Below are 4,267 nucleotides of genomic sequence, written 5' to 3'. Positions count from 1 at the left end.
TCGATCAGGTTCTTCAGCTCCACGCCGGCCGCAGCGCCGGGGTTGAAGGTGGCCCTGGAGCGCGTGCAGGCGGTGGCGCAGAGCGCAGCCGGCGACGACCGCGATCACCGCCGGCGGCGGGCCGAGGCGGAGATTGCCGTGCAGGCGATCGACATGTCCGAGCGCCGGGTGCTGAGCGCGCTGGCCAGCGGCAATCCGCCGGGGCCAGCATCGTCGATGCTGAAGATCAACGGCACCGAAGCCATGCAGCGGCTGGACGAGATATCCATCGACGCGCTGGGCCCGTACGCCCATGTCGAGCAGATGGAGGCGCGGGAGCCCGGGTCGAACGTGGATCCGGTCGGGCCCGAGATCGGCCTCACCGCCATGCCGCGCTACCTGAACAACCGCGCCGCTTCGATCTATGGCGGCTCCAACGAAATACAACGTGACATCATCGCTCGTCTCGTGCTTGGGCTTTGAAAGAAAAGGAGGAAACAATGACGATGCCTATGCTGCTGAATCTACGCCGGCCGCCGTACCGGACTTATTCGATCACCCAGCTCTGCCGCGAGTTTGGAGCCACGCCGCGGGCCCTGCGGTTTTACGAGGAGCAAGGCCTCCTCGCGCCGGCCCGGCGCGACACCAGCCGCGTCTATTCCTACAAGGACCGGGCCCGTCTGCAGATGATCCTGAACGGCCGCCGCGTTGGGCTCTCGATCGCCGAGATCCGCGACATCCTCGACCTCTATGACGAAGAAGGCGAGGCCGCGCAAAGCGCCGAGGCGCTGCGCGTCTTCAAGCACCGCATCGAGCAGCTAGAAGCCCAGCGCGTCGAGGTGGACGAGGCCATCACGACCCTCAAGGCCGCCGCCGACCGCCTGGAGCGGCAGTATCCCGAAGTCGCCAAGCTGGACAGCTGAATGAGGCTCGCCGCGGCCATGCCGCAGGCTGCTTAGTCCGGGTTCGAGGGCCGGAAGGAGCGGTTGAAAGTGGCAGGCGCGGCGGGCAGCGGGGCGCGGATCGTGAACACCGCCCCGTCGTCGCTCCTGACGCTGAGGGCGCCACGCAGGTCGCGCACGATGGCCGCGACGATCGACATGCCCAGGCCGCCCGCACCACCCGGCCTGGCGTCGGCGGCGAGCCCCGGGCCGTGGTCGGCGACACTCAACACCAGTTCAGCGCCGTCGCGGCGGCAGGTGATGTCCAGCCGCCCGCCGGGAGCGCCGTTGTAGGCATGCTTCGCGGCGTTGATGGCGAACTCGTTGATGGCGATCGCCAGCTGCTGGGCCATGTCACCGTTCACGGTGACGGCATCTGCGTCGATCGTGCAGCTCAGGCCCGTCGTGGCGGCCACCGCCTGGCAGAGGCCGGTCAGGAAGGGGCGCAGCTCGACGTTGGGTCGATCGGCATGGTCGTAGAGGTAGCGGTGCAACTCGCCCACGGCCACCAGGCGGGCCCGGCTTGCCTCCAGCGCGGCCTGGGCAGAGGGATCGCGCGAGCGCAGCTGCTCGAAGGTGAGCATATCGGCGGCCAGCTGCAGGCTGTTGGCCACCCTATGGTTAAGCTCTTGGATCTGCCGTTCCTGGCTCGCCAGCCGCGCACGGGCGGAGGAGAGTTCGCGGGCCAGCCCGGTGTCGGCATTCGCGGCGCCGGTGAACATGGCGCGCCCTCGCTTGAAAACGGTGATGCTCTACTGGAGCGGGATCGAGCGTTCTGCGTCGTTACGTCCCACAATGTTTAGTTGTAGGCGCGCACCCATCACCTAACAATGTCTGTTGGGCCAAATCGTGGCGATACAAGATTCCGTGTCTCGGTGGTGAAGTATTCGTTAACGAGAGATGAACGATGTCGGCGGCTAGACGCAGACTACCCCAGCTCGCGCCATGGTGTAGCTTCCAGCGGTATAGGCCACCTCGCCGTTGACCAGCACGGTGTCGATGCCGCGGGCCGCGCGGGTGTAGCGCATGCCATCGCCGGGCATGTCGAAGATCGGCAGCTCCTCGGCGCGGTCGATACGCTCGGCGTCGAACACCACGATGTCGGCGGCCTTGCCCGGCTGCAGCCGTCCGCGGTCCTTCAGGCCCCAGATGTCGGCGGTCTCGCCGGTGATCTTGGCCACTGCCTGCTCGAGCGTGAGGTGGCCCTTGCGGACGAACTCGCTGAACAGGTAGCCGGTGTCGCCATAGGTGGCGAAGGAGGCGAGGTGGGCGCCGCCGTCGCTGGCGCCGATGTGCACCAGCGGGTGGGCCAGCATCGGCCCGACGCGCTCGGTCTTCTCGTGGCCGGCGTTGGCCGAGACGAAGGCCACGTCCAGCCCGTGTTCCAGGCTGAGGGAAATCAGCGCCCGGGCCGGCGTCTCGCCGCGCGCCTTGGCGATCTCGGACAGGGTCATGCCCGCCAGTTCGGGCGGCGCGGCGTCGCCGCCGCGCAGGACCAGGCGGCCCAGCAGCTTCTCGCCCTCGTCGGGTCCGGTGTCGGCAATCATCTTCTCGACGATAGCCGGATCGCGCAGGCCCGCGAGGCGCTGCTCAAGGGGCTGGCGCAGCACCCGCATCCAGCGCGGCAGCCGGCCGAAGAACAGGCTGGGTCGCAGCAGGCTGAAACTGATGTCGGCCGGCCGGGTCTGCATCTGCGGCCACACTCGGGCGCCGCGGGCGAACTGCTCCTCCACCCGCGCGATCTGGCGCGGCACGCTGTTGGGCGTCCCGGCGTTGTCGAACACCGGCGAGAAGGTCGTGGGGATGTTGTGCTTCAGGCTGAGCTCGGCCAGCTGGTCGATGCGCGCAATGGTGATGTCGGTGGCGTAGAACTCCGGCACGATCTGCAGCATGCGCCCGAACTCGCCCAGCACCGCGCTGAGCGCGTCCAGCTCTTCGAACTGGGCGAAGCGGCTGGGGACCGGGCGGCCGTTCTCGTCGACGTCCACGAAGCTGGTGGAGAGCCCGACCGCGCCGGCCTCCAGGCACTCACGCAGAAGGTCCTGCATGGCCTTGATCTCGTCGGGCGTCGCCGCGCGTTCCTGCGACGCGGGGCCCATTACCCACAGGCGGATAACGCTGTGGCCCACCAGCGGGGCGACGTTGATGGAGAGGTCTTTCTCGATCGCGGCGCGATAGCCGGCGAAGTCTTCCCAGGTCCACTCGAACGCCTCGGTGAAGGCTTCCGGCGGCATCTCCTCGATCTGCTGGAACATGCCGATCAGGCGCGCGCGGTCGGCGATCTTCAGCGGGGCCAGCGACAGCGAGCAGTTGCCGGGCACCACGCAGGTGACGCCGTGCTCCAGGGCGGGCTTGGCCGCGCCGTCCCACAGCAGCTGTACGTCGAAGTGCGTGTGCGGGTCGATGAAGCCCGGCGCGACCACGCGGCCGGTGGCGTCCACCACCGTGCGCGCCTCGCCTGTGACCTTGCCGACGGCGGCGATTCTGCCGTCCTTGATCGCCACGTCGCCCTTGAAGCCGGGGGCGCCGGAGCCGTCGACCACCAGGCCGTTCTTCACGATCACGTCGAACATTTGGCTCACTCCACGATCCGCCGCCACGACTGCCCGGAAAGCTCGTCGACATGCGACGCCCCGCAGGCGGCCATCAGTTTCAGGCCGGTCGCCTCGTCCAGCTGCACCGGCGCCTCGACGCCGTTGGCATGGCGCAAGGTGACGAGAAGCTCGGCGGACCCGTCGTGGCCGGCGACGACCTGCGCGCCCACGATGACCGCCTCATCCATTGTGGAGCCTATGCATTCGTGATGGGAGGCTCCACGAAGACCACGTCCGAGCCGAGCAACAGGCCCGGGGGCCGGCGCATCGCGAAGACGTGCAGGTTCCAGCTCTTGATCTGGTCCACTGCGGCCTCCAGCGGCGCGTCCGGCACGGCCCGACGCGCCAGTTCCTCGACCGTCTCGTCGGGACCCGGCGTGACGAAGCGGCGCTGGCGCGTCAGGGCAGCCATCAGATGCGCTCGATGATGATGGCAGGGGCCATGCCGCCGGCGGCGCACATGGTCACCAGGCCGTAGCGGCCGCCGGTGCGCTCCAGCTCGTCGAGCACGGTGCCGATCAGCATGGCCCCGGTGGCGGCGATGGGATGGCCCAGCGCCATGGCCCCGCCGTTGACGTTGACCTTGTCCCGGTCCAGGTCGAGCAGGCGGATGAACCGCTCGGCCACCACGGCGAAGGCCTCGTTGATCTCCCACAGGTCGATGTCGTCGACCGTGAGGCCGGCCCGGTCGAGCGCCTTGCGGGCCGCCGGCACCGGGGCGTTGAGCATCAGCGTGGGGTCGTCGCCCATGTT

General features: G+C 68.7%; 6 protein-coding genes and 1 pseudogene. 2 read left to right on the top strand and 5 right to left on the bottom strand.

From position 1 onward, the window contains the following. The coding region (locus QZV94_RS23635) for an acyl-CoA dehydrogenase family protein (RefSeq protein ID WP_293682707.1) at nt 1–462 on the top strand (462 nt) is incomplete at its 5' end. 17 nt (nt 463–479) lie between these two features. Beyond that, entirely contained in the window at nt 480–902 is a 423-nt protein-coding gene (locus QZV94_RS23630; protein ID WP_293682705.1) for a MerR family DNA-binding transcriptional regulator, read from the top strand. A 32-nt stretch (nt 903–934) separates the two neighbouring features. On the opposite strand, the gene QZV94_RS23625 is transcribed toward QZV94_RS23630, so the two are convergent. The 5 genes and pseudogenes from QZV94_RS23625 to QZV94_RS23605 form a co-directional block, all read right to left on the bottom strand. Further along, entirely contained in the window at nt 935–1,642 is a 708-nt protein-coding gene (locus QZV94_RS23625) for a sensor histidine kinase (RefSeq protein ID WP_293682703.1), read from the bottom strand. A 195-nt stretch (nt 1,643–1,837) separates the two neighbouring features. Continuing rightward, on the bottom strand, nt 1,838–3,493 hold the full coding sequence (locus tag QZV94_RS23620; RefSeq protein WP_293682701.1) for an amidohydrolase family protein: 1,656 nt from the start codon (nt 3,491–3,493) through the stop codon (nt 1,838–1,840). 5 nt (nt 3,494–3,498) lie between these two features. Continuing rightward, a complete protein-coding gene (locus QZV94_RS23615; protein WP_293682699.1) occupies nt 3,499–3,702 on the bottom strand; it encodes a hypothetical protein in 204 nt (67 codons plus the stop codon). 8 nt (nt 3,703–3,710) lie between these two features. Further along, the gene (locus QZV94_RS23610; protein ID WP_293682697.1) at nt 3,711–3,926 is read right to left on the bottom strand and encodes a hypothetical protein; all 216 of its coding nucleotides are present in this window, start codon (nt 3,924–3,926) and stop codon (nt 3,711–3,713) included. Beyond that, nucleotides 3,926–4,267, bottom strand: a pseudogene (locus tag QZV94_RS23605) (acetyl-CoA C-acyltransferase); the annotation flags it as partial. The gene QZV94_RS23610 and the pseudogene QZV94_RS23605, both read right to left, overlap by 1 nt.

The organism is uncultured Phenylobacterium sp., assembly GCF_902826855.1.
GTDB lineage: Bacteria > Pseudomonadota > Alphaproteobacteria > Caulobacterales > Caulobacteraceae > Phenylobacterium.
Note: the sequence above shows the minus strand (reverse complement) of the source record. Positions and strands in the feature narration are given on the sequence as shown.